A 24627-nucleotide genomic window follows, 5' to 3' on the forward strand; every position below is an offset into this window, starting at 1 on the left:
GCGGCCGTCCCTCACGGGGCGGCCGCGCTCTCGTTCATTCGGAGAGCGGCTGGCGGGGCAGGCGACGCACCTTCGCCCTCCGGCGACGCCGCTCCGGGACCATCGAGCGCATCTCGTCGAGCTTGCCGAAGCAGAAGAGCCGGTCGTCCGCCTCGAGCACCACGTGCTTGCGCGGGTTCGGGATCACGCTGACCCCGCGGTGGAGGGTGAGCACCGTGATGTCGCGCTCCCAGAGCCCCGCCTCCCCCAGCGTCTTGCCCACCAGATCCACGGCACCGTGCACCATGAGCTCGGCGACGCCGTAGCCGGTCGACACCGTGAGGCGCTGCCGCACATCGATCTCGGGGAAAGCCACCTGACCGGCGATGTAGTCGATGATGGCGCCCGCCACATCGAGCTTGGTCGCCGTCTCGATCCCCTGGAGCCCCGGGGAGGAGTTGACCTCCATGACGAGGGGCCCGTCGTCGCCCTCCAGCATGTCGACACCCGCCACACGCAGACCCATGATCTGCGCCGACCGCACGGCCGCGCGCTCGTAGACGGGATCGAGCTCGATCGCCTCGACCGATCCGCCGCGGTGCACGTTCGACCGGAACTCATCGCCGGCGGCCGAGCGGCGCATGGCGGCCACGACCCGGTCCCCGACCACCAGGGCGCGGATGTCGCGTCCGCGACTCTCGGAGATGAACTTCTGGATCAGCACGTTCTGCTTGGTGGAGTGCAGCGTCTCGATGATCGCCTCCGCCACCTTCACCTGTGGCGCGAGGATGACGCCGATCCCCTGCGTGCCCTCGAGCAGCTTGATGACGACCGGCGCACCGCCGACACGCTCGATCGCGGGACGCACGTCGGCGCGATTGCGCACGAACGCCGTCGGAGGCATCGCGATGTTGTGCCGCGAGAGGATCTGGTTCGCGCGGAGCTTGTCGCGCGCGCTGGAGATGCCGTTCGCCGTGTTCGGCGTGTACACGTCCATCTGCTCGAACTGCCGCACGACGGCGGTGCCGAAGTATGTGATCGAGTTGCCGATCCGGGGCAGGATCGCGTCGTAGTCGCTCAGCTGGCGTCCCCGGTAGTGCAGGTCCGGTTCGTCGGACGTGAGATCGATCGCGAAGCGCAGCGTATTGAGCACTTTGACGTTGTGCCCTCGCTGAAGCGCGGCTGCGCGCAGTCGCTGGGTGGAGTACGCCTGCGGCGCGCGGGAGAGCACTGCGATCTTCACGGGGAATTCCTGCCAGGATGTATCAGGTGAGTAGGTCTACCCATTCAAACACCCTTACGGGGTGGCGAGAGTGGGTCAGCCTGCCCGATCTCGAGGTCGACTGGATCAAAGCCAAGATCGACACCGGTGCCCGCACCTCCTCACTGCACGCGTTCGACATCCGCGAGTTCGACCGCGAGGGCGAGGCGTGGGTCCGCTTCCGGGTGAAGCCGTGGCAGGACAGCCAGGAGGATGCGGTCGTGGTCGAGTGCCCCGTGCACGATCGCCGCGCGGTGCGCAGCTCCTCCGGTCATGCCCAGGAGCGGCTCGTCGTGCAGCTGCGCATCCGCCTCGTCGACCGCGAAGTGCTCGCCGAGATCACGCTCAGCAACCGCGACGAGATGGGCTTCCGGATGCTGATCGGCCGGGAGGCGCTGCGCCGCGGATACATCGTCGACCCCGCGCGGTCCTTCCTCGGCGGGCGTGCGCCCCGCGAGGCTCGTCGCCGCAACCGCGGTCGCGACTGAGCGCGGGTCAGGTGCGGACCAGGACGGTGCCGACGACCTTGTCGTGCAGCCCGCGCTGATCGGCGTCCCAGATAACGGCCGGCACGACCACGACGAGAAGCAGAGTGCGCACGATCGGACGCCACAGCCCGACCCATGCGCCGTCGAGGCGAACGACACGCATGCCGAGGATGCGGTGCCCCGGGCTGCCGCCAGCGGTCGGGATGAAGAGGATCTGCAGCACGGCGAACACCAGCATCGGCGCGAACTGGGTCAGACCGGCCTCGGTGGGCAGCGCGAACTGGTTGAAGCCGAGGAACCCGGTGGCGATGATCGTGGCGGCGGCGTAGTCGATCAGGAGTGCCCCGATGCGGCGGCCGGGACGCGCGATGCTCCCGCTGCCGGATTCAGGGAGTCCGAGGCGTTCGCCGGGGTACGAGTTCACAGCATCCGTCACTCCCCCAGCCTACCGAGCGCGGAATACCGGTCAGGCGCCCCGCTCCTGTAACACGCCCGAAACAAAGCGGATACCGTAGAGAAATCCCCCGTCCGTACTCTGCAGAGTGGCCGTGAAGCCATCGATCCGCATTACAGGAGTCGTACATGTTCAAAGATTCGTCCGAGGTACTGTCCTACATCCAGGAGAACGACGTCAAGTTCCTTGACATCCGTTTCACCGACCTCCCTGGTGTGCAGCAGCACTTCAACATCCCTGCGGCGACGGTCGACGAGGCGTTCTTCACGGACGGTCAGCTGTTCGACGGCTCCTCTATCCGGGGCTTCGCGAGCATCCACGAGTCCGACATGCAGCTCATCCCGGACGTGACCACGGCCTACATCGACCCCTTCCGCGAGGCCAGCACCCTCGTGATGCTGTTCGACATCTACAACCCGCGCACCGGCGAGATCTACTCGAAGGACCCGCGCCAGGTCGCCAAGAAGGCCGAGAAGTACCTGGCCTCGACCGGCATCGCCGACACCGCGTTCTTCGCCCCCGAGGCGGAGTTCTACATCTTCGACGACGTGCGCTACTCCGTGACCGCCGGCGAGAGCTTCTACAAGGTCGACTCCGAGGAAGCCGCCTGGAACACCGGCCGCGAGGAGGAGGGCGGAAACCTCGCCAACAAGACCCCGTACAAGGGCGGCTACTTCCCCGTCAGCCCGGTCGACAAGACCGCTGACCTGCGCGACGACATCACCCTCAAGCTCATCGAGGCCGGGTTCATCCTCGAGCGCTCGCACCACGAGGTCGGCACCGCGGGCCAGCAGGAGATCAACTACCGCTTCGACACCATGGTGCACGCGGCCGACGACATCCTGAAGTTCAAGTACATCGTCAAGAACACCGCCAACGAGTGGGGCAAGGTCGCGACCTTCATGCCGAAGCCGCTCTACGGCGACAACGGCTCCGGCATGCACACGCACCAGTCGCTGTGGAACGACGGCAAGCCGCTGTTCTATGACGAGGCCGGCTACGGCCAGCTCAGCGACATCGCGCGCTGGTACATCGGCGGCATCCTGGCCCACGCGCCGGCGCTGCTCGCGTTCACCAACCCGACGCTGAACAGCTACCACCGTCTGGTCAAGGGCTTCGAGGCTCCGGTCAACCTGGTCTACTCGGCCGGCAACCGGTCCGCCGCGATCCGCATCCCGATCACGGGGTCGAACCCGAAGGCCAAGCGCATCGAGTTCCGCGCCCCCGATGCCTCGGGCAACCCGTACCTCGCCTTCGCCGCGCAGCTCATGGCCGGCCTCGACGGCATCAAGAACCGCATCGAGCCGCACGAGCCGGTCGACAAGGACCTCTACGAGCTGCCGCCCGAGGAGGCCAAGAACATCCCGCAGGTTCCGAACTCGCTGCTGGACTCGCTCGAGGCGCTCCGCACCGACCACCAGTTCCTCCTCGAGGGCGGCGTGTTCACCGAGGAGCTCATCGAGACCTGGATCTCCTACAAGTACGAGAACGAGATCCTGCCGATCGCGCAGCGTCCGCACCCGTTCGAGTACGAGCTGTACTTCGGAGTCTGAGCCGCACTTCCGCTCGAGAGCCCGTTCCCGCTTCGCGGGGGCGGGCTCTCTGCGCGTCCGCGGGCACCTTGCAGGTCGTCGCGTGCGAGTCAAGCCCGATGTCAAGCGTCGTCGGCGCCCATAGAGTCATGAGCGTCGTCGGGATGACCCGATCCGGGCGACCAGGAGGCAGCGATGTGGACCCAGGATGCACCGCCGACGGAGGCGCTGCTCGACGCGCGCTATCGACTCGCGGAGATGGTCGGCGAAGGCGGCATGGCCACCGTGTACCGCGCGGAGGACATCCTTCTCGGCCGCACGGTCGCCGTGAAGGTCATTCGACGCGAGCCTCGGGCCGTCGTCGGATCCGCCGACAGGGCGCACACCGAGAAAGCCCTGCTCGCCTCGCTGAACCACCCGTCCCTCGTCACCCTGCTCGACGCCCGGCTCGACCCGGGGCGCGAGCAGTACCTCGTCATGGAGTTCGTCGCCGGGCCGACGCTCAGCACACGGATGGCGCGGTCGGCCATCCCTTCGCAGGAGGTCGCGCATATCGGAGCAGACATCGCCGAGGCCCTGCATGTCGTGCATGCGGCGGGAATCGTACACCGGGACGTCAAGCCGTCGAATGTCCTCCTCGTCCCTCCGTCCACGGACGGCGACCGCTGGCGGGCGAAGCTCGCGGACTTCGGCATCGCCTGCACGCTGGACGCCTCACGGGTGACATCCCCCGGCTTCGTGCTCGGCACGGTGGCGTACATGGCCCCGGAACAGCTGCGCAACGCCGACGTCCACCCCGCGCTCGACATCTACGCTCTCGGACTTGTGCTGCTCGAGGCACTGACCGGGCAACCCGGATTCCCCACCGGACTCGGCGTGCAGTCCGCACTGTCGCGGCTGCACATCCCGCCGGAGATCCCGGCTTCGCTCGGGCCGGGATGGGTCGACCTCCTCACGAGGATGACGGCACTCGATCCGGACGAGCGGCCGCGTGCCCTCGAGGCCGCCAGGACAATCAGGGAGATCGCCGCGTCTCCAGCGGCTCCCGTCGCGAACGCCGCAGCACCGCTGCCGCCCGCCGTTCCCGCCGTTCCCGCCGTTCCCGCCGTTCCCGCGGCCACACTGCTGCTGCCCGCCGCGGAGAGCGCACCGGTCACGGCGCCGACGCGCCGGCTTCGCCACAGACGAGATGGGCGCCGGCGTTCCCGCCGTCTCGTCCTCGTCGGAGCAGCCGTCGCGGCGATCGTCGTCGGGTCGGCGACGTCCGCGGCGTGGATGAGCGGCAGCACGGAGCCGGAGCTCTCCCGTTCGGCGGTGACCGCTCCCCCGCGGACCGCGCCTTCCGCAGCTCCCGTGGAGCAGTCTGCGCCGCCCGCAGAGGAGACCACGACCGTGGTCCCCGCGTCGACGAGTGAGGACGACGGCGGGCAGAAGTCGGAGAAGGGCCCGAAGGCCGAGAAGGGTCAGGGGCCCGGGAGCACCAACGACAACGGCAACGGCCCGGGAAGCAACAACGGCAAAGGGCCGGACAAGAAGGACAAGCCCAGCACGGGCGACGACAAGTGAGCTGACGATCCTCCTCGGTTGCCGTCGGCGCGCCCCGTAGGGTGTCGCTGACCGTGCGCGCGCGTCGCGTGGAGGAAGATCGACTGAGTTCGGAAAGAGGGAGGGGCCTCATGCGCCGCAAGAGAGTGATCGCGCCCAATGAGCCGCAGACGGTGGCGGCTCAGCGCCGGTCGACCACGACGGTCGCCGCGGCCGCACGCGCCAACCCGTTCATGTTCGGGCTCCTCGGTGCGCTCGGCGTGCTGGTCGCCCTCGCCATCGGCGGAATCGTGGACCAGCTCGCGACCGTGCTCGTGTATATCGGCGTCGCGCTCTTCCTGGCCCTCGGCCTCGACCCGATCGTCACGTTCATCGAGAAGAAGCTCCCCCGCCCCGCGGCCGTGACCATCGTGGTCGCGGTCGTCATCCTCGCCTTCGCGGGCATCATCCTCGCGATCGTCCCGGTGCTGGTCGAACAGATCAGCAACCTCATCAAGGACGGCCCGAAGATGGTCGAGGACTTCATGGAGAGCCAGTGGTTCAAGGATGTGAGCGGCCAGTTCGGCACGACCATCCAGGATGCGGCGCAGGGTGTCCTCGACTTCGTCCAGAACCCCGACAACTTCCTCGACATCGGCGGCGGCGTCTTCGCGGTCGGTGCCGGTATCGCCGGCGGCCTCACCGGCGTCACGATCGTGCTGATCCTCACGCTCTACTTCATGGCGTCGCTGCGCAGCATGAAGCGCACCGCCGCGCGCTTCGTCCCGTCCTACCAGCGCGACACGTTCAGCGAGCTGCTGGAGGACGTCTCCGGTGCGGTCGGACGCTACGTCATGGGCCAGGCCAGCCTGGCGCTCATCAACGGCGTCCTCAGCCTCATCGTGCTGTCGATCATCGGCGCTCCGGTACCGGCCCTGCTCGCGCTCATCGCCTTCATCGGATCGATGATCCCGCTCGTCGGAACGTTGACGGCCTCCATCATCAACTCGCTGATCTGCCTGTTCGTCTCGCCTGTGACGGCGCTCATCGCCTTCGGCTACTACCTCGTCTACATGCAGATCGAGGCATACGTGCTGTCGCCGCGCATCATGAGCCGCGCCGTCGCCGTTCCCGGGGCTCTCGTGGTCATCGCCGCCGTGGCCGGTGGCGCACTCGGCGGCATCCTCGGTGCTCTCGTCGCCATCCCGGTCGCCGCGAGCATCATCATCATCGTGCAGAAGGTGATCTTCCCCGCCCAGGACCGCAAGAAGGCCCCGCCTGTGATCACCGCCCCGTGACCTGAGCGACGGGGCGGGGCTGGCTGAGGCGGGTGCGCCTCAGTGGACGAGCAGGGCTCCCGGCTGCACGCGAACGTCGAAGGCGGAGACCTCGCCCATCTCCTCGCCGTCGATCTCGAAGACGAGAGGCGTCTTCAGCTCCACCGAGACCGTCTCGACGGGGAGGTGACGCGCGGAGTCGGTGCTGACGGCCTCGTCGGCTGCCCCGAAGATTCGGCGGATTCCGTTGTCCCAGACGAAGGTGCGCAGCGTGTCCAGCCACTGCAGGGCCCCGTCGGCGCTGATCATCAGCACGTCGAGCTTGCCGTCGTCGAGTACCGCGTCCGGCAGCAGCCGGATCCCGCCCTGGACCATTCCGCAGTTCCCGATGAGCATGGTGTGACCGCGCACGGCGACCGCTTTGTCGCCGTCGATCGCGATCGTGATGTCGGTCATCTCGGTCCCGGCGAGAGCCCGGCCCATCGCCTCCACGTAAGCCAGCCAGCCGGCCTTCGACTTGAGGTCGTCATCCGTCTCCACCAGCATCTGCGCATCGATGCCGAAACCGACCATGACCGCGAAGGCATACTCGGCTCCGTCGTACGACACCCAGCCGAGGTCGATCCGACGCGGCTCGGAGTCGCGGATCCGCTCGAACGCCGCGGCCACGTTGTTCAGCGGGATCTCCAGGTTGCGCGCCAGCAGATTTCCCGTGCCCTGCGGCACGATGCCGAGCGCGGTATCCGAGCCCGCGAGTGATTCAGCGACGGCCCGCACGGTCCCGTCCCCGCCCACCGCGATGACGAGCTCGCGGCCGTCCTCCTGAGCCTCGCGAGCCATGCCGCGACCCGGGTCCTCGGGCGTGGTCTCCCACCACCGGATGTCCTGCTCCGCACCGAACACGTCGCTTGCGGCGGTCTGCAGAACCTCCTTCTCGACCTTCGAGGGGTTCCAGACGATGCCGATGCGCGAGTAGGTCATATCGCCAGCTTGCGACAGCCGGTTCGATACCGCAAACTCGCTGCCACCGGCTAACCGTAGAACAGCTGCTCGAAGGTCTTCCTCGCACGTCGCGTCACGCCCAGATAGTCCTCCTCCAGCTCCGTCGCGGAACGATCCGGGTACCCCAGCAGCCGTCCGATCGCGTCGAGCTGACGCCGGTCCGCGGGCAGCACGTCGCTGGTCTGACCGGTGAGCAGGGTGATCGCCGAGCGCAGTCGGCTCGACAGCAGCCAGGCCTCCCGAAGCCGTGCGGCGTCATCCTCCGAGACGAGATCCGCGGCGACTGCGGCATCCAGCGCTCCGAGCGTCGAAGTGGTGCGCAGGCCCGGCACAGCATGCGCGTGCTGGAGCTGGAGCAGCTGCACGAGCCACTCCACGTCGCTGAGCGTGCCAGGACCGAGCTTGAGGTGACGCCGGGGGTCGGCGCCCTGAGGAAGACGCTCTCCCTCGACCCTCGCCTTGATGCGCTTGATCTCGCGGATGCCCTGCAGATCCACCGACTCGGGATAGCGGATGGCGTCGGCCAGCGACGTGAAGCGCGCGATGAGCTTCGCGCTTCCCGCGACACCGCGGGCGCGCAGCAGCGCCTGGGCCTCCCACGAGAGGGACCAGCGGCGGTAGTACTCGGTGTAGGCGTCGAAGGACCGCACGAGCGGCCCGTTGCGCCCTTCCGGCCGCAGCCCGGCGTCGAGGTCCAGCGGCAGACGGTGGTCGGTGAGCTGCTCGCGCAGCCCTGCCACGATCCGGGTGGCGAGTCGCTGCGCCTGTTGCGGATCGACGCCGTTCGCGTCGTAGACGTACAGGATGTCGGCGTCCGATCCGAAGCCGAGCTCGGCTCCCCCGAATCGTCCCATCGCGATCACCGCGAAGTCGAGCGCCTCGTCCTCCGGGGGGACGACCTCGCGCATGACCGCGCGCAACGCGGCCTGGATGGTCGCCTCCGTGATCTCCGTGAGCGCGGTGGCCACCTCCTCGATCGTGAGCACGTCCAGCACGGCCCCCATCGCCGTCCGCAGCAGCTCCCGGCGGCGTAGCGCTCTGACCGCCCGCAGCGCATCGCCGATCGTCTCGTGCCGGGTCTGGATCGCGCGTGCCTCCTCGTCCAGCGCCGCCGCGCCACGAGGTCGCAGGCGTCCGGCGTTGTCGAGCCACGCCACCGACTCGGGGATCCACTCCAGCAGCTCGCCGATGTAGCGGGATGACGACAGCAGGCGGGTCAGGCTCTCGGCCGCGCCCGAGGAGTCGCGCAGCATCCGGAGGAACCACGGAGTGTCCCCGAGCCGCTCGCTGATGCGGCGGAAGGCCAGCAGCGCGTAGTCGGGATCGCTGCCGTCGGCGAACCATCGCACCATGACGGGCATCAGATGTCTCTGGATGGTCGCCTTGCGGCTGAGCCCGCTCGTGAGGGCGCCGATGTGCCGCAGAGCACCCGTGGGGTCTCGGAACCCGATCGCCGCGAGCCGATCGTGGGCCTGGGCGGCCGACAGGGTGCGTTCCTCTTCCGGCAGCCCGGCGACGGCGGAGAGCAGCGGCCGGTAGAACAGCCGGGTATGGATCTCGCGCACCTCGCGGCGCACGGTCTCCCACCGCGACCACACGCCCTCGCCGCTCTCCGCCAGTCCGCTGCTCCGTGCCAGGATGCGCAGGCCCGCCGGCGTCCGCGGCATCAGGTGCGTGCGACTGAGCTCGCGAAGCTGCAGACGATGCTCCATCAGGCGGAGCAGACGGTAGTCATCGGCGAAGGCCGCCGCGTCCACGCGTCCGATGTACCCGCCCTCCACCAGGGCGTCGAGGCTCTCGAGCGTTCCCCGCGTGCGCAGGGACTCATCCGTGAGTCCGTGGACCAGCTGCAGCAGCTGCACCGTGAACTCGATGTCGCGTAGTCCCCCGGCTCCGAGCTTCAGCTGATACGGAGCGTCCTCGGGGTCGATGTGCTCCATCACGCGCTCGCGCATCCGCTGGACGCTCTCGACGAAGTCGTCTCTCGCCGCGCTGGACCAGATCTTCGGCTGCACCGCGGCGATGTACTCCGCGCCGAGCTCGGGGTCCCCGGCGAGGGGACGCGCCTTCAGCAGTGCCTGGAACTCCCAGCTCTTCGCCCAGCGGTCGTAGTACGCCAGATGCGAGCCGAGCGAGCGGACCAGTGCGCCCTGCTTGCCCTCCGGCCGCAGCGCGGCGTCCACCTCCCAGAGCGGCGGCTCGATCTCGATCGCACTGAGGTTGCGCATGGTCTCGCGCGCGAGACGGGTGGCGATGTCGATCGATCGGGCCTCGCTCACGACCTCTTCGTCCCGCGTGCCGCCGACGAAGATCACGTCCACGTCACTGACGTAGTTCAGCTCCCGGGCGCCCGCCTTCCCCATGCCGATGACGGCCAGACGCGTCGCGGCCACCTCCGCGTGTCCGAGCGACTCCTGCAAGCGGGCTCTGGCCACCGCCAGAGAGGCCTCCAGTGCGGCACCGGCGAGGTCGGCCAGGGCGGCCGAGACCGCGGCCACTTCAGTCTGCGGGTCCCGGCTCGTCAGATCGTAGGCGGCGATGGCGGCCAGCTCGCGACGGTAGGCGACACGGACCGCTGTGATGGCGTCGTCGTCCCCCGCCCCGGCGAATCCGTCTCGTGCTCCGACGGACGCGAGCAGTCGCTCCTCCAGGTCCTGCGCGGCAGGGAGAGCATCCAGCGCACCGTCGAGGATCGACAGCTGGTCCGGGTGCCGGAGGAAGAACTCCGCCAGCCCCTCGGAGGCGCCGAAGACCCGCCACACCCGCCGCCGAGTCGCCTCGTCGTCGAGAAGCCGCCGCAGCGGCGTTTCGTCGCGACGAGCGACGCGGAGGAGTCCGCGCACGGCGGCGTCCGGGTCGGCGGCGTCGGACGCCTCAAGCAGCACGCTGCGGGGCCGGTCGAGGATGCTCGACAGCTCGGTCAGAGCCGCCGCTGCCTCGCTCAGCTCCGCGAAGCCGAGTCTCGCCAGCGCCGAGAGCGAGACCGAATCGTCGGGACGGGCCATGCCGCGCTCAGAGGAGCTCGAGGTTGTTCTTCAGCTCCAGCGGCGTGACCTGCCCGCGGTAGGCCTCCCACTCCTTGCGCTTGTTGAGCAGCACGTAGTTGAACACCTGCTCGCCGAGCGTCTCGGCGACGAGCTCCGACTCCTCCATGTACTCCAGCGCGTGGTCGAGGCTCGCAGGCAGCGCCGAGTAGCCCAGCGCACGGCGCTCCGCATCGCTGAGCGCCCACACGTTGTCCTCGGCCTCGGGCGGAAGCTCGTAGCCTTCCTCGATGCCCTTGAGTCCGGCGGCCAGCATGAGCGCATACGCCAGGTACGGGTTCGCCGCGGAGTCCAGAGCGCGGTACTCCACCCGGGAGGACTGCCCCTTGTTCGGCTTGTACATCGGCACACGGACGAGCGCGGAGCGGTTGTTGTGACCCCAGGTGATGAAGCTCGGGGCCTCGTCGCCGCCCCACAGACGCTTGTACGAGTTGACGAACTGGTTCGTCACGGCGGAGATCTCGTTCGCGTGCCGGAGGAGTCCCGCGATGAAGTGGCGGCCGGTCTTCGACAGCTGGTACTTCGCGCCCTCCTCGTAGAAGGCGTTCTGGTCACCCTCGAACAACGACATGTGGGTGTGCATACCGCTGCCGGGGTGGCCGCTGAGCGGCTTCGGCATGAACGTGGCGTAGACGCCCTGCTCGATCGCCACCTCCTTGATGACGGTGCGGAACGTCATGACGTTGTCCGCCGTCGTCAGAGCATCCGCGTAGCGGAGGTCGATCTCGTTCTGCCCGGGTCCGCCCTCGTGGTGGCTGAACTCCACCGAGATCCCCAGGTCCTCCAGCATGCGCACGGAGCGGCGGCGGAAGTCGTGGGCCGTGCCGCCCGGCACGTTGTCGAAGTAGCCAGCCGAGTCGACCGGAACAGGTCCCTCGGGTCCGAACGACGACGACTTCAGCAGATAGAACTCGATCTCCGGATGCGTGTAGAACGTGAACCCCGCGTCCGCTGCCTTCGCGAGCGTCCGCTTGAGCACGTGCCGCGGGTCTGCCACGGCCGGCTGCCCGTCCGGAGTCGTCAGGTCGCAGAACATGCGCGCGGTCGGGTCGATCTCCCCGCGCCACGGCAGCGTCTGGAACGTCGTCGGATCGGGCTGCGCGAGCAGATCGGACTCGTAGGTGCGGGTCAGGCCCTCGATGGCAGAGCCGTCGAACCCGATGCCCTCCGCGAAGGCGCCCTCCACCTCAGCCGGCGCGATCGCCACGGACTTGAGCGTTCCGATGACATCGGTGAACCAGAGCCGCACGAACTTGACGCCGCGCTCCTCGATCGTCCGGAGGACGAAGTCCCTCTGCTTGTCCATGTCTACTCTGCACCCCGGCCCTTTGCGTCGCTCGTGACGTCCCAGCCCTGCTCCGCGGCCTCTTCTTCGGCCCAGGCGCGCGAACGCTCCTTCACGACCTCGGGTGCGCGGCGGGCCTCGGCCTCCGTGTCGAAGGGCCCGATGCGGTCGATCGAGGGCGAGATCATGCCGAACTCGACCTCGCCGGTTTCGGAGTTGTACCAGTACTTGTGGTCACCGTCAGACATGTCTGCCCCTTCGTCTCGTGATGTCATCGATCCTACTGGCGTCCACCGCGGTCGCTAAGCTATCGGCCATGGCAAAAGCGATCGGCGTCGACATCGGCGGCACGGGAATCAAAGCAGGAATCGTCGACCTCGAACACGGCACCATGGCCTCTGATCGGGTGCGCGTCCCGACGCCGGAGGGCGCCGCTCCCGAAGACGTGCTCGTCGCCGTGCAGACGGTGCTCAAGACCCTCGACGTGCACGAGTCGACCCTGCCGCTCGGCGTCGCGTTCCCCGCGATCGTCAAGCGCGGCAAGACGCTGTCGGCCGCGAACGTCTCGAAGGAATGGATCGACTTCGACGCGGAGCGCTTCTTCCGCGACGGTCTCGGGCGCAACATCGTGTTCGTGAACGACGCCGACGCCGCCGGCGTCGCCGAGGCCCGCCACGGAGCAGCCCGCGACGTGCTCGGCTTCACGCTGCTGACCACCCTCGGCACCGGTATCGGCTCCGCGTTCCTGTACGACGGCGTCCTGCTGCCGAACACCGAGCTCGGACACCTCAACTTCCGCGAGTACGAGTCCGTCGAGACCTACGCCGCCACGTCGGCGCGCGAGCGGGAAGGCCTCAGCTGGGCGGAGTGGGCCGAGCGCCTGCAGGCGTTCTACTCGCACATCGAGTTCCTGTTCAGCCCCGACCTCTTCGTGGTCGGCGGCGGCGTGTCCAAGAACGCCGGGGACTTCCTGCCGCTGCTCGACCTCAAGACCCCGATCGTCCCGGCGATCCACCGCAACAACTCGGGCATCATCGGCGCGGCCTCCCTCGCCGGCGACTGACCCTCCGACAGGCTCAGGGACCGCCCTTCGACAGGCTCAGGGACCCAGACCGATGAGCTCAGGGACCCAGCGACGAGCTCAGGGATCCGGCCACGACACCGGGGGTTGACCCGCTGTGAACGCGTTCATCCTGCCTCAGCGCTGCGGGGGCAGGATGAACGAAGCCTCGTAGGAGCGCACCTCGCCGTTCACATCGCCGACGCTGGTGATGGTGTACGGGTTGAGATTCAAGGTGTCGCCCGCGTAGAGCGGGGTGAGGTACGCCTGGGAGGTCGGGTCGACGGAGTGGACGCTGCCGCGACGCACGGCGTTCAAGGCATCCAGGGAGTACGGCCCCACGCAGAGCCGTTCGAGGATCGCCTCGTCGTGGTCACCGGGCGCGACCACGTATGACGCGAGGGTGCCGTCGGGCGCGTAGGCCACGGTCCCGTTCGCGCCCTCGCGCGGGCCGTAGTCATGCATCTCCGAGTACAGCTCCACGTTCAGCGGCTCTCCGGTGGAGATGGTGCCGTCTCCACCGGGCCGCCTGCACACCGGCTCCGCTGCGGCCGTCGGCTCGCTGCTCGGCGTCGCCACGGGCCGCTCGGCAGCCGACGTCTCGACCGCCTCCGAGTCCGGCGCCGTGCACCCGGTGAGTGCGGCGACGAACAGAGCGGCGAAGAGCGTCGTGGTGACGACGACGGAGCGGTTCGGCATGAACGTACGCTAGCCGGGGCCGTCGCCGGACGCCAGAGAAGGCGAGGCGCTGACCAGGAAATACCTGATCAGCGCCTCTCATGCGAATGGGCCGACCTGTACGCCGGGTTCTGTTCCGGGGTTCTTCGCCCCTTCGACGGCCATCTCTCTCGGCGACACGTTGCCGTGGCACTCTAGCGGTCTACCCGAGGACTCGGCGGGCCGCGTCATCATCCTCTGTCTGACCTTGCTCCGGACGAGGTTTACCTGGCGGGCCATGTCACCATGGCCCCCGGTGGTCTCTTACACCACCCTTTCACCCTTACCCCTTGCGGGGCGGTCTGCTCTCTGTGGCACTTTCTCGCGGATCACTCCGGGTGGGCGTTACCCACCGTCCTGCCCTGAGGAGCCCGGACGTTCCTCGGTGCGGTCTCCCGCCACGCGACCGTCCAGTCGACCCATTCGCACCCCCAGTCTACGTTCTCCGGCGGGAGCTTCCGGCGGCTACTTCGCCGCGGACTCCGCGATGCGCAGGTCGAGGGGCACGTCGATCGGGAACGACCCGAACAGCCGTGTCGTCGCCACCGCCGCTGCGTCGCGCACGGCCGCGGCAGCGGCTTCCGCGTGCTCCTGCGGAACGTGCAGGATCACCTCGTCATGCAGGAAGAACGCCAGATGCGGAACCCGAGCGAACGGGCCGGAGGCCTCGGCAACAGTGAAGACCTCCGGGATCTGCTGCAGACGGTGGCGGATCTCGGCGAGCCAGATCAAGGACCATTCGGCAGCCGTCCCCTGCACGACGAAGTTGCGGGTGAACCGGCCCCAGTCACGCGCTCGGCGCCGCGCGAGGGCGACGACGGCAGGGTCGGCGTCGGCGTCCGTGGCCTCCGACTGCAGACGCATCCACTCCGCCGACGGCCGCGGCGACGACCGGCCGAGCCACGTCGACACGATGCCGCCGTCCTCCCCCGTGCGGGCCGCGGCATCGACGAGCGCCATGGCTCGCGGGTACACCTGGCGCAGCCGCGGCACCAGACGGCCGCTGTCGCCGGTGGTGGCGCCGTACATCGCTCCGAGCACCGCGTACTTCGCCTCCTCGCGCGTCGCGACAGCCCCGGAGTCGACCACACCGGCATAGAGGTCGCTCCCCCGTGCCGCCCGGGCCATAGCCTCGTCGGAGGACATCGCGGCGAGCATCCGCGGCTCGAGCTGGGCGACATCCGCCACCACGAGCGTCCATCCCGGATCGGCGCGCACGGCGGGTCGCAGGCTGCGCGGCAGCTGCAGAGCGCCTCCTCCCGCGGACGCCCAGCGGCCGGTGACCACGCCGCCGGGGATGTACACGGGACGGAAGCGGCCGTCGCGCACCCATTCGGACAACCACGTCCAGCCGTTCGCGCTGAGTAGCCGAGAGAGCTTCTTGTATGCGAGGAGCGGCTCGATCACGGGGTGGTCGTGCTCCGAGAGCTCCCACCGGCTCGTCGACTCCGCGTTCACTCCCACCCGGTGCAGCGCGCGCAGCAGTTTCGGCTGGCTGTCGAGGTGGAGCGTCTGGTCGTCGAGGAGCGCCCGGACCCGATCCCCCAGCTCGACCATGTGGCTCGGCAGTCCCCCGGCGACCGGCCTGGTCCCCAGCGTCGCCGTGAGGATCGCATCATGCACACCCTCATCCCAGGGCAGACCGGCGATACGCATCTCCTCGGCGATCAGTCCACCCGCCGACTCCGCCGCGCAGAGCAGCGTGAGCCGCCCGTCCGCAGAAGCCGACAGCACCCGGCGTTGCGCGCGATACTGCTCCAGGGCTCCGTCGACGGCGTCGTCGCCGCTGTCGTCGTCGAACACGTCGAACAGCGACGGTGCCGCCGTCATCGGCTCCCGCCGTTCCCACGCCGCGGACGGCGCGAGCGGCGAGGCCACAGATGCGGTGTCCCGCAGGATCGCGTGGCACAGCACGAGGTCGTGGCTGCGCCCCAGCCGAACGCCGTCTCGCAGCAGCGTGGCGTAGACCTCCCCCGCGCTGCGGATGATCCATCGCGGGCCATCGGCCGCCTCGACGGAGGAGACCCAGCCGGCGAACTGCTCCGCGGCCAGCGGAGTGCGTTCCACCTCGCGATCCTCGCCGTCGAGCTCCACCGCCGTGTACTCCCGCGGGCCCACCGCGATCAGGGCGATGCGTCGTTCCGAGCCCGGGGCGGGTGCCGTCATCGCCGGTGTACGTGGACGAGGCTCATGCGAGCCCGGATTCCTCCGTGCGCACGAGGATGCAGCCGCACTCGGGGCACGAGACCACGAGGTCTTCGGGTGCTCGGCGGATCTCGTTCAGATCGGTGCTGGGAAGGAGGATACGACAGCCCTCGCACGTGCCGCGGGTGAGGAGCGCTGCGCCGGCACTGTTCGCCGCGCGACGCGTGTACTCCGCCAGAAGCTCCGGGGACACGCCCTCGGCGACCGCTGCACGATCGCGGGCCAGTTGTGCCCCGAGGTCGGTGGCCGCGGCGACATCGGACTTGGCCTGCGCGGTCAGGGACGAACCCTCCGCTGTCGTGGCGTCGAGAAGCGCCTGCTGCGCCGCGACCGCGGCTTCGGCCTCCTCCAGTCGACCCATGACGTCGAGCTCCGCGTCCTCGAGGTCGCTCTGTCGCCTGGCCAGACTCGCCAGCTCGTGCTCGAGCGCCTGCGCGTCCTTGGGATTCGTCGCCGTGGCGAGACGCTCGGCGTCGCGATTCCGGCGCTGCTCGACCACCGCGACGTCGGACTCCAGGCGCTTCAGCTCGGTGCGAACGTCGTCGCGGGTGCCCGTGAGCACGGTCAGCTCGCGCAGCTGCTCCTGACGGATGGCGACGAGCTCGGTGATCCGCCCCGCCTGGCTCGGCTTCGTGCGGGCACGCTCGGCCTGCGCGATGCGCCGATCGAGGTCGGCGATGTCGAGCAGGGTGCGCTGGTTCTCGGGGCTGGCGTTCACGCTCTCAAATCTAGCCGCTGCGACGACATCCGCCCATCAGCGGACCTCGCCGTCGACGTAGAACCAGGTCCGATCCTCGCGGACGAAGCGGCTGCGCTCCCGCAGCGAACCGCGTTCGTCGCGCTGCCGCCAGAACGCCTCGAACTCGACGATGCCGTCCCGATCGAAGGGACCGCCGGCCGCCTTGTCGACGATCACCAGTCGCCGCCACTCGAGATCGGGCTCGAGTTCCAGGGTCCGCGGGCGCGTCGACGGGTGCCAGGTGCGCAGCAGGTGCTCGGCGTCCTGGAGCACGAACGCCGTGTACCGGGAGCGCATCAGACGTTCGGCGGTCGGTGCAGGGGCGCCCGCGATCAGCGGAGCGCAGCAGGCGTCGAAGGTGTCACCCGAGTGACAGGGGCAGCGCGAGGCGGCGACGGTCATGGTCGCACGAGGAGAGAGGGCATGATCGCCAGCATCGCGCAATCCGCCGTCATCGTCCAATGCCGTGGCGGCGGTCACGGCCTACGCTGAAAGCACGCCGACGAAGGAGCCATGATGACCACTGTCCCCCTCTTCACCGCCCACAACGGTTTCGCTCTTCCGGCGATCGGCCTGGGCACGTATCGCCTCGACGGCGACGCGGGCGCCGACGCGGTCGCGGCCGGCATCGGAGCCGGGTATCGGCTCGTCGACACGGCGTTCAACTACGAGAACGAGGGCTCCGTCGGCCGCGGCGTCGCCGCCTCGGGCACACCACGCGGCGAGATCATCGTCACGACCAAGCTGCCGGGACGGCACCACGCCACGGCGAAGGCGCGCACCAGCATCGAGGAGAGCCGGTCGCGTCTCGGAGTCGACGCCACCGATCTGCACCTCATCCACTGGCCCAACCCGAGCCAGGGTGAGTACGTGCAGGCCTGGGCGGCGCTCGTCGACGCGCAGTCCCGCGGCGTCGTACGACAGATCGGGGTCTCGAACTTCCTGCCGGAGCATCTGGAACGCATCGAACGCGAGACCGGAGTCCGTCCGGTGGTCAACCAGATCGAGGTGCACCCGTACTTCCCGCAGGAGGAGCAGCTCGCCTACCACCGCGAGCAGGGCATCCTCACCGAGGCGTGGAGCCCGATCGGACGCGGCGAAGACCTCCTCGAGGAAGCCGTCGTCGGCGAGGTCGCGGCGGCGCACGGCATCACGGCCGCGCAGGCGGTGCTCGCCTGGCACGTCGCCCGGGGCACCGTGGCCATCCCCAAGGCGTCGTCGCTGGAGCATCAGGCGGCGAATCTCGCCGCAGCCGAGATCGTGCTCGACGACGCCGAAGTCGCCGCGATCACCGCTCTCGGCCGGCCGGACGGGCGGCTGTTCGACGGCGACCCGCGGACGCACGAGGAGTCCTGACTGGGGATCAGACCGTCTGCGTGCCGAGCACCCGCAGGAACTCGAGCTTGCTCGCCGCCTCGCTGCCCGGCGCGGCGGTGAGCACGATCAGCGCCTGCGACTCGTCCTCCGTGAAGAGGGCCTGGCAGTCCACCTCGATCTCCCCCAGCTCCGGGTGCACCATCACCTTGTGCTGTTCGAACCGGCGACCGACCTCGTGCGCCTCCCACAGCCGCACGAACTCCGGACTGCGCGACGACAGTTCCGCCACGATCTCCCCCGCCCGCGACCGGCCTCCCATGACGCCGTACGCCGCGCGGAGCGCCCCCACCAGGGCACGCGACTGCCGGGCATGATCGACCGCGCGATACCGTTTCCGCTCCTGCTCGGGATCGGCGAACCAGCGGTAGATGCCGCTGCGCTGGAAACCCTCGAGGCCGCTCGCGTCGCCGATGAGCGCGCGCGATGCGTCGTTCTGCACCAGCACCTCGTCGAGCAGGGACACGACGAATGCGGGTGTGTCGTGCAGGCGATCGAGCACGCGCAGTATCCCCGGTCGCACGTATTCCGTGGCATGAGCACGGTCCGGGGCGCTGTACCCGCAGAGACGGAACAGGTAGTCGCGCTCGTCCTCGGTCAGGCGCAGCGCCCTCGCCAGCGCAGCGAGGATCTGCACGCTCGGCTGCGGGCCGCGACGCTGCTCGAGGCGCGTGTAGTAGTCCGTCGACATCGTGGCCAGCTGCGCGACCTCCTCCCGACGCAGACCTGCCGTCCTGCGGCGCGCTCCCGTGGAGAGACCGACGTCCGCCGGCGTCAGGGCCTCCCGTCTGCGCAGGAGGAACTCGGCCAATGCGTCACGATCCACCTCTGAAGTATCCCCCGCTCAGGACCTCGCATCCAGGGACCGGGGATCCCTGGATGACCCCTCCCTGGAGACCGCCGCCCGCTCGGTCGACGCTGGAGACATGAACATCAGCGGAAACACCATCTTCATCCCCGGCGCGACCAGCGGCATCGGTCTCGCGCTCGCCCTGCGCCTGCACGATCGCGGCAACACCGTGATCGTCGGCGGCCGTCGGGAGGATCGCCTCGCGGCCATCGCCGCGGAGCACCCCGGCATCAGCAGCGTCCGCATCGACACGGCGGACGCGGACAGCATCGACACCGCCGCACGGACCGTGCTCTCCGCGCACCCCGACCTGAACGTGGTCATCGCGATGGCCGGCATCATGCGTGCCGAGGACTGGACCACGCGGGAGGGGTTCCTCGCGACGGCCGAGGAGACCGTCGTGACCAACATCCTCGGTCCGATCCGCCTCATCGGCGCATTCATCGAGCATCTGCGGGCGCAGCCGGACGCCACGATCATGACCGTGTCGTCGGGGCTCGCGTTCGCTCCGTTGCGCGTCACACCGACGTACAACGCCAGCAAGGCGGCGATCCACATGCTGAGCGAGTCGCTGCGGCTCCAGTTCGCCGGAACGAGCGTCTCGGTGCTGGAGCTCGAGCCGCCCGCCGTGCGCACCGCGCTCATGCCGGGACACGAGGAGAACGAGTCCGCCATGCCGCTCGACGAGTTCGTCGACGAGGTCACCTCTCTGCTCGAGAACCAGCCGGACGCGACCGAGATCCAGGTCGAACGGGTGAAGTTCCTGCGGTACGGCGAGGCACGCGGTGACTACGCCACCGTCGTCGCCACCCTGAATCGGACCGATCCGCACACGCGCTGAGGTCCGAGGGACGTCGGTGCCCCCGGCGTCCCTCAGGGGCGCAGCGAGGCGGCGGCCGCGGTGAGCGCGTCGGCCGACTGGCGCAGCAGCCCCAGCTCGTGCTCCGAGAAGGACGTGTTCCGGATGGGCACGGCGCCGGCAGCACTCACGATCGAAGGCACCGAGAGCGCGACGCCGTCGAGTCCGTGGAAGTCGCGCAGGACCGTGCTCACCGGCATCACGGCGTGCTCGTCGCTCAGGATCGCCTCGACGATGCGCGCACTGGACAGCCCGATCGCGTAGTTCGTCGCCCCCTTGCCCTGGATGACCTTGTACGCGGCGTCGCGCACGTCGACCGCGATCTCCTCCAGCTCATCGAGCGTGAATCGCGGATGGTCGGCCGTCTCCCACTCGAGGATCGGGACCGTGCCGATCGTGGCGCGCGACCACAACGGGAACTCGGTGTCCCCGTGCTCGCCGATGATGTGCGCATGCACGCTCGCGGTCGACACGCCGGCACGCTGACCCAGCTTCCACCGGAGCCGTGAGGTGTCGAGCACGGTGCCGGAGGCGAAGATCCGCTCGGGCGGAAGACCGGTCTCCTCCTGAGCGATGACGGTGAGCACATCGCACGGGTTCGTGACGATGACGTACACGGCGTTCGGCGCGACCGCGAGCAGCTCCGGCATCATGCGACGGATGATCCCGGCGTTGACCTCTGCGAGTTCGATGCGTGTCTGACCGGGGTTCTGCTTGGCACCCGCGGTGATCACGACCACGTGCGAACCCGCGGCGACGGAGATGTCACTGCCCCCGATGATGTCGCTGGAACCGGTGAACTGCGTGCCGTGGGCGAGGTCGAGCACCTCCGCGTCGACCTTCTCGGTCGCGATGTCGTAGAGGGCGACGTGCCGCGCGGACCCGCGGATGAGCGCGGCATAGGCGACGCTGGATCCCACACTTCCCGCACCGACGACCGTGAGCTTCGAGTTCTCGATGATCTCCATGCGCTCAGTCTCGCAGCGGCGCGGGCGATTCGGCAGGGGTCGGGACCGAAGATTCAGATCGCCGCGGCGACAGCCTCCGCCGCGGTGGCGTGTCGGAATCGGAAGCCCGAGCGCTCGAGGATCTCCGGGCGAACGTCCGCGTCGCCGAGGAGCAGCGAGTCCGCCGCTTCGCCGAGGGCGAGACGGAGCGCCCATGCCGGTGCCGGCAGCCAGAACGGCCGGTGCATGCGTGCGGCGAGTGCTCGACCGATGTCGTTCGCCGTCGCAGGGACAGGACCGGTGAGGTTCACCGGACCCGCGATCCGCGCGTCGATGACGTGGCGGATCGCTCGGACCTCGTCGTCGAGCGAGATCCAGGGCCAGATCTGCGACCCGCCGCCGAGGGGACCCGAGACGCCGAAGCGCGTGAGCTGGATGAGCGGTTTCAGGACGCCTCGGCGGTGGATCACGGGCGCGGTGCGCAGCAGCGCCACCCTGGTCTGGTCCTCGGCTCGTCGCGCCTCGCCCTCCCAGCGCACGGCGAGGTCGGCGAGGAAAGTCGCTCCCGCGGCGGAGTCCTCAGTGAGCACCTCGCCCGGCGCAGAGCCGTAGTAGCCGACCGCGGATGCCGACACCAGGGTCGGAGCGTCGGAGCGCAGTGCGCGCAGCGCGGTGGTGAGAGTGCGCGTCGGCTGAATCCTCGAATCGATCAGCTCACGGCGGTACCGCCTGGTCCACGGCAGACGACCGACGCTCGCGCCCCCGAGGGCGACGACCGCATCCGCACCGGCGAGCACCTCCGGGTCGAGGGCGCTCTCCCCCGGCGCCCACTGCGTCTCGTCCTCTCTGCGCGGTTCTCGGCGGACGAGCGTCCCGACCTCCACGCCATCGGCGCGCAGAGCCGCGGCCAGCGCGGAGCCGATCAGGCCGGAGGCCCCGCTGATGACGATCCGTCGCGCCATGGTGGCTCTCCGATGCTCGAGTCGAACGGTGCGGTCCACGCTACGCCCTGTGCGATGGATTTCGAGCCCGGAGCCAGGTGTCATCAGGTGTGGGCCCTGCCGGGATCGAACCGACGACATCCACGGTGTAAACGTGGCGCTCTACCAGCTGAGCTAAAGGCCCTGGTGCGCTCAGTCTATCCGGCACCCGATGCGCACCCGTGTCGTGGAAGAGGGATAGGCTGAATCCGGCGCGCGTTGTGCACAGCTGACAAGGCTGCCCGTGTCGCTTCCCGTTTCCTTGGCATGACCTGCCAGCTTGACGAAAGGTTCCCCCGTGACCGTGCACGACCAGGATCCGTACTCCCAGGGCCCCCTCGACAGCGATCCGGAGGAGACCGGCGAGTGGCAGCAGTCCCTCGATGAGCTGGTCGATGCCAAGGGCCACGGCCGCGGCCGCGAGATCATGCTCAGCCTGCTCAAGCGCTCGAAGGAGCTGCACCTGGGCGTGCCGATGGTCCCGACGACGGACTACATCAACACCATCGCCCCGGAGAACGAGCCCGAGTTCCCGGGCGACGAGGAGGTCGAACGCCGCTACCGCGCCTGGATCCGGTGGAACGCCGCGATCACGGTGCACCGTGCGCAGCGTCCCGGCATCGGCGTCGGCGGTCACATCTCGACCTACGCGTCCTCCGCCGCTCTGTACGAGGTGGGCTTCAACCACTTCTTCAAGGGCGCGGACCACCCCGGTGGCGCCGACCAGATCTTCATTCAGGGTCACGCCTCTCCCGGCACCTACGCCCGTTCCTTCCTCGAGGGTCGCCTGACCGAGGACCAGCTCGACGGCTTCCGCCAGGAGAAGTCGCACGCGCCGAACGGCATCCCCTCCTACCCGCACCCGCGCCTGATGCCGGAGTACTGGCAGTTCCCGACCGTGTCGATGGGTCTCGGCCCGATCAACGCCATCTACCAGGCGATGTCGAACAAGTACCTCGAGAACCGCGGTATCAAGGACACGTCCCAGTCGCACGTCTGGGCCTTCCTCGGTGACGGCGAGATGGACGAGGTCGAGAGCCGCGGTCAGCTCCAGGTCGCCGCGAACGAGGGTCTCGACAACCTCACGTTCGTCGTCAACTGCAACCTGCAGCGCCTCGACGGCCCCGTGCGCGGCAACGGCAAGATCGTGCAGGAGCTCGAGTCGTTCTTCCGCGGTGCCGGCTGGAACGTCATCAAGGTCGTCTGGGGCCGCGAGTGGGACGATCTGCTCGCCCGCGACACCGAGGGCGCGCTGCTCAACCTCATGAACGTCACGCCCGACGGCGACTACCAGACGTACAAGGCCGAGTCCGGCGCCTACATCCGCGAGCACTTCTTCGGACGTGACGAGCGCACCGCCGCCCTCGTCAAGGACTACTCCGACGACGACATCTGGAACCTCAAGCGCGGTGGCCACGACTACCGCAAGGTGTACGCCGCGTTCAAGGCCGCGACCGAGCACAAGGGCAAGCCCACCGTCATCCTCGCCAAGACCGTCAAGGGCTACGGCCTCGGTCCGCAGTTCGAGGGCCGCAACGCGACCCACCAGATGAAGAAGATGACGCTGGACAACCTCAAGACGTTCCGCGACGCGATGCACATCCCGATCACGGATGCGCAGCTCGAGGAGAACCCGTACCTGCCCCCGTACTACAACCCGGGCCCCCAGGACGAGACGATCCAGTACATGCTCGAGCGTCGTCGGGCTCTCGGCGGCTTCCTCCCGGAGCGCAGGTCCACGCACGTCGGACTCTCGCTTCCGGACGACTCCGCGTACGCCCTGCCCAAGAAGGGCTCCGGCACGCAGGAGATCGCCACGACCATGGCGTTCGTCCGCCTGCTCAAGGACCTGCTGCGCTCCAAGGAGTTCGGTCACCGCATCGTCCCGATCATCCCCGACGAGGCGCGCACGTTCGGCATGGACGCGTACTTCCCGACGGCGAAGATCTACAACCCGAACGGCCAGCACTACACCTCGGTCGACCGCGAACTGCTCCTGGCCTACAAGGAGAGCCCGCAGGGCCAGATCGTGCACGTCGGCATCAACGAGGCCGGCGCCGTCGCGGCGTTCACCGCGGCGGGCACCTCGTACGCCACGCACGGTGAGCCGCTCATCCCGATCTACATCTTCTACTCGATGTTCGGCTTCCAGCGCACCGGCGACGCCCAGTGGGCGGCCGGCGACCAGATGGCCCGCGGTTTCATCATCGGCGCCACGGCCGGTCGCACCACTCTGACCGGCGAGGGCCTGCAGCACGCGGACGGACACTCGCACCTGCTCGCGGCGACCAACCCGGCGACGGTGTCGTACGACCCCGCCTACGGATACGAGATCGCGCACATCATGCGGTCCGGTCTGGAGCGCATGTACGGCGGCCAGCACGAGGACCCGAACGTGATGTACTACCTCACCGTGTACAACGAGCCTCTCGTGCAGCCGAAGGAGCCGGAGGACGTCGATGTGGACGGCATCGTCCGCGGTATCCACCGCGTCTCCGTCGGCGAAGGCGACGGCCCTCGCGCCCAGCTGTTCGCCTCGGGTGTCGGACTCCCCTGGGCCCTCGAGGCACAGGAGCTGCTCAAGAACGACTGGGGCGTCGTCGCCGACGTGTGGTCGGTCACCTCGTGGACCGAGCTGCGCCGCGACGGCCTCGCCACCGATGAGCACAACTTCCTGCACCCCGACCAGGAGCCGCGCACGGCGTACCTGACGCAGAAGCTCCAGGGCGCCGAGGGTCCGGTCGTCGCGGTGAGCGACTTCATGCACGCCGTGCAGGACCAGATCCGCCCGTGGGTGCCCAACCGGTTCGCCACGCTCGGCGCCGACGGCTTCGGCTTCTCGGACACCCGTGCCGCGGCGCGGCGGTTCTTCAAGATCGACGGACCGTCGATCGTCGTCCGCACGCTGCAGTCGCTCGCCGAAGACGGCAAGGTCGACCGCTCCCTGGCTGCGCAGGCCATCGAGAAGTACCGCCTGCACGACGTGAACGCCGGGACCAGCGGCAACGCGGGCGGCGAAAGCTGAGCCCTCGGTGACAGGATCCCCTTCC

The 24627-nt window shown here is 68.9% G+C and carries 21 protein-coding genes, 1 tRNA gene and 1 other RNA gene; 8 read left to right on the top strand and 15 right to left on the bottom strand.

All coding sequences use genetic code 11. From position 1 onward, the window contains the following. Positions 1-34: 34 nt before the first annotated feature. On the bottom strand, positions 35-1222 hold the full coding sequence (locus tag F6A08_RS12025; protein ID WP_017202222.1) for a RimK family alpha-L-glutamate ligase: 1188 nt from the start codon (positions 1220-1222) through the stop codon (positions 35-37). 17 nt (positions 1223-1239) lie between these two features. On the opposite strand from F6A08_RS12025, the gene F6A08_RS12030 reads away from it, so the two are divergent. Next, positions 1240-1728 (top strand): ATP-dependent zinc protease family protein, encoded by a 489-nt coding sequence (locus tag F6A08_RS12030; protein WP_040568358.1) that lies wholly within the window; start codon positions 1240-1242, stop codon positions 1726-1728. 7 nt (positions 1729-1735) lie between these two features. On the opposite strand, the gene F6A08_RS12035 is transcribed toward F6A08_RS12030, so the two are convergent. After that, entirely contained in the window at positions 1736-2164 is a 429-nt protein-coding gene (locus F6A08_RS12035) for an RDD family protein (protein WP_026049732.1), read from the bottom strand. Positions 2165-2310: 146 nt separating this feature from the next. On the opposite strand from F6A08_RS12035, the gene glnA (F6A08_RS12040) reads away from it, so the two are divergent. From glnA (F6A08_RS12040) to F6A08_RS12050, 3 genes are all read left to right on the top strand, one after another. Beyond that, positions 2311-3735, top strand: a complete 1425-nt coding sequence (gene glnA, locus F6A08_RS12040) for a type I glutamate--ammonia ligase (RefSeq protein WP_124895609.1) — start codon at positions 2311-2313, stop codon at positions 3733-3735. 174 nt (positions 3736-3909) lie between these two features. Next, positions 3910-5280 (top strand): serine/threonine-protein kinase, encoded by a 1371-nt coding sequence (locus F6A08_RS12045; RefSeq protein ID WP_151459539.1) that lies wholly within the window; start codon positions 3910-3912, stop codon positions 5278-5280. Positions 5281-5390: 110 nt separating this feature from the next. Then, positions 5391-6536 (top strand): AI-2E family transporter, encoded by a 1146-nt coding sequence (locus tag F6A08_RS12050; protein ID WP_017202228.1) that lies wholly within the window; start codon positions 5391-5393, stop codon positions 6534-6536. A 39-nt stretch (positions 6537-6575) separates the two neighbouring features. On the opposite strand, the gene F6A08_RS12055 is transcribed toward F6A08_RS12050, so the two are convergent. Genes F6A08_RS12055 through F6A08_RS12070 form a run of 4 tightly spaced genes read right to left on the bottom strand, consistent with a single transcriptional unit; the run spans position 6576 to position 12094 of the window. Continuing rightward, positions 6576-7496 (bottom strand): diacylglycerol/lipid kinase family protein, encoded by a 921-nt coding sequence (locus F6A08_RS12055; RefSeq protein ID WP_124895611.1) that lies wholly within the window; start codon positions 7494-7496, stop codon positions 6576-6578. A gap of 50 nt (positions 7497-7546) precedes the next feature. Further along, positions 7547-10522, bottom strand: coding sequence for a bifunctional [glutamine synthetase] adenylyltransferase/[glutamine synthetase]-adenylyl-L-tyrosine phosphorylase (locus F6A08_RS12060; RefSeq protein ID WP_151459540.1), 2976 nt, complete (start codon positions 10520-10522; stop codon positions 7547-7549). A gap of 7 nt (positions 10523-10529) precedes the next feature. After that, on the bottom strand, positions 10530-11867 hold the full coding sequence (gene glnA / locus F6A08_RS12065; RefSeq protein ID WP_124895613.1) for a type I glutamate--ammonia ligase: 1338 nt from the start codon (positions 11865-11867) through the stop codon (positions 10530-10532). 2 nt (positions 11868-11869) lie between these two features. Further along, positions 11870-12094 (bottom strand): SPOR domain-containing protein, encoded by a 225-nt coding sequence (locus tag F6A08_RS12070; RefSeq protein WP_151459541.1) that lies wholly within the window; start codon positions 12092-12094, stop codon positions 11870-11872. A gap of 68 nt (positions 12095-12162) precedes the next feature. On the opposite strand from F6A08_RS12070, the gene ppgK reads away from it, so the two are divergent. After that, on the top strand, positions 12163-12909 hold the full coding sequence (gene ppgK / locus F6A08_RS12075; protein WP_017202234.1) for a polyphosphate--glucose phosphotransferase: 747 nt from the start codon (positions 12163-12165) through the stop codon (positions 12907-12909). 135 nt (positions 12910-13044) lie between these two features. Here the strand turns inward: ppgK and F6A08_RS12080 are convergent, their stop codons facing one another. From F6A08_RS12080 to F6A08_RS12100, 5 genes are all read right to left on the bottom strand, one after another. Continuing rightward, positions 13045-13605 carry a hypothetical protein gene (locus F6A08_RS12080; protein ID WP_151459542.1) on the bottom strand — a complete coding sequence of 187 codons (561 nt, stop codon included), beginning with the start codon at positions 13603-13605 and terminating at the stop codon, positions 13045-13047. Positions 13606-13688: 83 nt separating this feature from the next. After that, positions 13689-14045, bottom strand: an RNA gene (gene rnpB / locus F6A08_RS12085) — RNase P RNA component class A. Positions 14046-14088: 43 nt separating this feature from the next. Next, entirely contained in the window at positions 14089-15789 is a 1701-nt protein-coding gene (locus F6A08_RS12090) for a bifunctional 3'-5' exonuclease/DNA polymerase (RefSeq protein WP_151459543.1), read from the bottom strand. 22 nt (positions 15790-15811) lie between these two features. Next, a complete protein-coding gene (locus F6A08_RS12095) occupies positions 15812-16546 on the bottom strand; it encodes a zinc ribbon domain-containing protein (RefSeq protein WP_017202238.1) in 735 nt (244 codons plus the stop codon). A gap of 36 nt (positions 16547-16582) precedes the next feature. Further along, positions 16583-16969, bottom strand: coding sequence for a YchJ family protein (locus F6A08_RS12100; RefSeq protein WP_151459544.1), 387 nt, complete (start codon positions 16967-16969; stop codon positions 16583-16585). 114 nt (positions 16970-17083) lie between these two features. On the opposite strand from F6A08_RS12100, the gene F6A08_RS12105 reads away from it, so the two are divergent. Further along, positions 17084-17923, top strand: a complete 840-nt coding sequence (locus tag F6A08_RS12105; RefSeq protein ID WP_225855817.1) for an aldo/keto reductase — start codon at positions 17084-17086, stop codon at positions 17921-17923. 7 nt (positions 17924-17930) lie between these two features. Here F6A08_RS12105 and F6A08_RS12110 read toward each other — a convergent pair whose 3' ends face one another. Continuing rightward, positions 17931-18767 carry a helix-turn-helix transcriptional regulator gene (locus F6A08_RS12110; RefSeq protein WP_124895619.1) on the bottom strand — a complete coding sequence of 279 codons (837 nt, stop codon included), beginning with the start codon at positions 18765-18767 and terminating at the stop codon, positions 17931-17933. 100 nt (positions 18768-18867) lie between these two features. Between F6A08_RS12110 and F6A08_RS12115 the strand changes: the two genes are divergently transcribed. Further along, positions 18868-19632 carry an SDR family oxidoreductase gene (locus tag F6A08_RS12115; RefSeq protein WP_151459546.1) on the top strand — a complete coding sequence of 255 codons (765 nt, stop codon included), beginning with the start codon at positions 18868-18870 and terminating at the stop codon, positions 19630-19632. A 32-nt stretch (positions 19633-19664) separates the two neighbouring features. Here the strand turns inward: F6A08_RS12115 and F6A08_RS12120 are convergent, their stop codons facing one another. The 3 genes from F6A08_RS12120 to F6A08_RS12130 all read right to left on the bottom strand — a co-directional run bounded on the left by F6A08_RS12120 (position 19665) and on the right by F6A08_RS12130 (position 21722). Further along, a complete protein-coding gene (locus F6A08_RS12120) occupies positions 19665-20618 on the bottom strand; it encodes an L-lactate dehydrogenase (protein WP_151459547.1) in 954 nt (317 codons plus the stop codon). A 53-nt stretch (positions 20619-20671) separates the two neighbouring features. Next, on the bottom strand, positions 20672-21559 hold the full coding sequence (locus F6A08_RS12125) for a TIGR01777 family oxidoreductase (RefSeq protein WP_151459548.1): 888 nt from the start codon (positions 21557-21559) through the stop codon (positions 20672-20674). Between the two features lie 90 nt (positions 21560-21649). Continuing rightward, positions 21650-21722 (bottom strand) — tRNA-Val (locus tag F6A08_RS12130). A gap of 153 nt (positions 21723-21875) precedes the next feature. On the opposite strand from F6A08_RS12130, the gene aceE reads away from it, so the two are divergent. Next, positions 21876-24602 (top strand): pyruvate dehydrogenase (acetyl-transferring), homodimeric type, encoded by a 2727-nt coding sequence (aceE, locus tag F6A08_RS12135; protein WP_151459549.1) that lies wholly within the window; start codon positions 21876-21878, stop codon positions 24600-24602. The last annotated feature ends 25 nt before the right edge of the window (positions 24603-24627 follow it).

Origin of the sequence: Microbacterium algeriense, assembly GCF_008868005.1 — a bacterium.
GTDB classification, from domain to species: domain Bacteria; phylum Actinomycetota; class Actinomycetes; order Actinomycetales; family Microbacteriaceae; genus Microbacterium; species Microbacterium algeriense.

Coding starts and splice junctions, on each gene's coding strand:
- F6A08_RS12105 (WP_225855817.1), top strand. CDS start 17,084: ATGACCACTGTCCCCCTCTTCACCGCCCACAACGGTTTCGCTCTTCCG.
- glnA (WP_124895609.1), top strand. CDS start 2,311: ATGTTCAAAGATTCGTCCGAGGTACTGTCCTACATCCAGGAGAACGAC.
- F6A08_RS12125 (WP_151459548.1), bottom strand. CDS start 21,559: ATGGCGCGACGGATCGTCATCAGCGGGGCCTCCGGCCTGATCGGCTCC.
- F6A08_RS12055 (WP_124895611.1), bottom strand. CDS start 7,496: ATGACCTACTCGCGCATCGGCATCGTCTGGAACCCCTCGAAGGTCGAG.
- F6A08_RS12100 (WP_151459544.1), bottom strand. CDS start 16,969: ATGACCGTCGCCGCCTCGCGCTGCCCCTGTCACTCGGGTGACACCTTC.
- F6A08_RS12120 (WP_151459547.1), bottom strand. CDS start 20,618: ATGGAGATCATCGAGAACTCGAAGCTCACGGTCGTCGGTGCGGGAAGT.
- ppgK (WP_017202234.1), top strand. CDS start 12,163: ATGGCAAAAGCGATCGGCGTCGACATCGGCGGCACGGGAATCAAAGCA.
- F6A08_RS12070 (WP_151459541.1), bottom strand. CDS start 12,094: ATGTCTGACGGTGACCACAAGTACTGGTACAACTCCGAAACCGGCGAG.
- glnA (WP_124895613.1), bottom strand. CDS start 11,867: ATGGACAAGCAGAGGGACTTCGTCCTCCGGACGATCGAGGAGCGCGGC.
- F6A08_RS12115 (WP_151459546.1), top strand. CDS start 18,868: ATGAACATCAGCGGAAACACCATCTTCATCCCCGGCGCGACCAGCGGC.
- F6A08_RS12050 (WP_017202228.1), top strand. CDS start 5,391: ATGCGCCGCAAGAGAGTGATCGCGCCCAATGAGCCGCAGACGGTGGCG.
- F6A08_RS12080 (WP_151459542.1), bottom strand. CDS start 13,605: ATGCCGAACCGCTCCGTCGTCGTCACCACGACGCTCTTCGCCGCTCTG.
- F6A08_RS12060 (WP_151459540.1), bottom strand. CDS start 10,522: ATGGCCCGTCCCGACGATTCGGTCTCGCTCTCGGCGCTGGCGAGACTC.
- F6A08_RS12030 (WP_040568358.1), top strand. CDS start 1,240: ATGTATCAGGTGAGTAGGTCTACCCATTCAAACACCCTTACGGGGTGG.
- F6A08_RS12090 (WP_151459543.1), bottom strand. CDS start 15,789: ATGACGGCACCCGCCCCGGGCTCGGAACGACGCATCGCCCTGATCGCG.
- F6A08_RS12045 (WP_151459539.1), top strand. CDS start 3,910: ATGTGGACCCAGGATGCACCGCCGACGGAGGCGCTGCTCGACGCGCGC.